Source organism: Ferruginivarius sediminum, from assembly GCF_003344765.1.
GTDB classification, from domain to species: domain Bacteria; phylum Pseudomonadota; class Alphaproteobacteria; order Kiloniellales; family Rhodovibrionaceae; genus Ferruginivarius; species Ferruginivarius sediminum.
This window is the reverse complement of record NZ_QPMH01000050.1, coordinates 1-1,977: the sequence shown is the minus strand read 5'-3', so window position 1 is coordinate 1,977 and position 1,977 is coordinate 1. Positions and strand designations below refer to the sequence as shown.

Annotated in this window: 2 protein-coding genes; one reads left to right on the top strand and one right to left on the bottom strand. The window is 56.1% G+C overall.

Features of this window, described 5'->3' with window-relative positions; genetic code table 11:
- Positions 1-408 precede the first annotated feature (408 nt).
- A complete protein-coding gene (locus tag DRB17_RS20315; RefSeq protein WP_153242392.1) occupies positions 409-564 on the top strand; it encodes a hypothetical protein in 156 nt (51 codons plus the stop codon).
- Here the strand turns inward: DRB17_RS20315 and DRB17_RS20100 are convergent.
- Positions 559-1,050, bottom strand: coding sequence for a hypothetical protein (locus DRB17_RS20100; protein WP_147274981.1), 492 nt, complete (start codon positions 1,048-1,050; stop codon positions 559-561). The two genes, DRB17_RS20315 and DRB17_RS20100, sit on opposite strands and share 6 nt — an antisense overlap.
- Positions 1,051-1,977: the final 927 nt, after the last annotated feature.

The window sequence follows — 1,977 nt, the reverse complement described above, 5'->3', positions numbered from 1 at the left end:
CCCTATCCCGTCAATCCGACAAAAAAACCGCCACGCGGACCGGCCAAACCGGCCCTCGTCAAACTCCTCGCCGCAAATGACCGTATCGCAAAGGTCCCGCGTCGGGGGAGACGGACAGGATGAGGGGGAACCCGCGAGCGCTGCGTTCTCACTGCCCCCACACGCCGCCCCGCAACGTCATGTTGACGAATGATGACGCTTGCATACGGCAACGGATCGCCGCCGCACAGTACCTACCGCCGCCGCGGCCGAGCTGCCTTCCGCAAATGCTTGGCAGAACGCCTCCTGCTGCGGTGTCAGTTCGTCGTCCATGCATCGCTGCCGTGGGTTGGTTCTGGAAACTTGGAAGGGGAGTTTAGCGCGGGCTGGGGAATAGGGCAATATTCCTAATTATATAGTTGACTGAACATGACCGATTTGGATAGCGATAAGACCCGACCGGCCAGCGCAGAAATTGAGATTACGCCAGAAATGGCGGAGGCTGGCGTAGATGCGCTGCTTGCAGTGTGGAAAAGTGGGGTGGAAATAGACGCAAAGACGGTGGTCAGTTTTTTTTTGCTATGAGCGAAGCTGACGTGACACGGTCTTCACGAGGGTATCCATATCGTCAGACCACTGGTAAATTTGTTGAGTGGTTTGATGTAGGTCTTTTAATTTGACTGCACTCAGTGTTGGAATTGAAGCGCGGTGACTTAAATCCCATATTCCAGCTTCACCATCGAGTGTCGCCCATGGGTTATGAGTGTATTTATTTCTCTTTGCTGCAGTCTTATTTACCTTTTTTAAGAAGGATTCAATTTTTTCACACGTTTTAGACGGCAAAGAAATGCGCGCCATAGCTTGGATAGAATCGCATTTGGCCCGGAAAGATTGAAGATTGTAAAATATGGCTCGCGCGGGATCGCGGTTCATGCCAGAGACAGCTTGAAACAATGAGAGTAGCCGGAACTCCAATAGGCTCCAAGCGACAGTCATGTCTCCTAGCGCCTCAGCATGCTGAGGAGTCTCATTTAGATTTAGTTTGATCGTTTTTTCGGGGTTATCAGCCATGAGCAAGAACCAAGATCAGTCGAATGAGACGGAACAGCGGCGCGACGAGGCGCTAAAGCGCGCCCTGCGCACCCCGCCCAAACCGCATAGGCGGAAGGGGGACGAGAACGACGAGGGTCAATCGGCGCTTATTCACGAGATTTGCCAGATTCGGAATGAAGTTTCTTTTCTAAGGCATCGACTCGCTGATGAAGGCCTATGACGGTGTCCACGAGCTTGTCCTGTAGCTCTTTCATCTCGCTGAGCGCATCCAGTAACTCTTTGTTAACGTCATTTTGAGACATCGGCTTCTCCGTTGGAATGAGGGCGGCCAAGCTAACTTGACCGCCCTCGCGATAGATAAGATTTATCTTACCTACCGCAGTTGCGGGGCGGACGGCGCCTATGGGTCTTCACGCGCACCGTCTTGCGCCCCTTTGGGCGGGTCTTACACCCGCCACCGCAGCGCTTCGCCATCATACACTCCTATGCTGGCGAGTGGGGATGCAGCCCCACACTCCGACGCGGCACCGCGCGCACGTCGCCTGTAGAACGCCGTGCGGTGTCGCTCGGAGAGCGTAATTAAAGAATGTAACAGGAACAATTTCGAGTCGCCTAGTCGATCGCGCGCAGTAGCTTTGCCAGCCATTGGCGAAACTGCTTGCGTGGCCCACCCTAGGCTGCGGGGTGCGCCCTGGGATCCGTCCGCCGATAGGAGGGATGATTGCCTTTCGGCGCCGACCTTGGGGTAAAGACGGCTTTCGTCGGTGTGCGGCCCGCTTTCGCGGCTGGCGTTGGTCACCGGCACGTTGCGTACAGCCGCAGGGTCGGGCGGCCACCCCCTTGTGTCTTTGAATTTTGGCAGGATGGGCGGTGACGCGGTGCCGGGTCATGACCCGGCACCGCGTTGCGGCCGTGAGCCCGTTACCCCCTTGGCCTGGATACCGC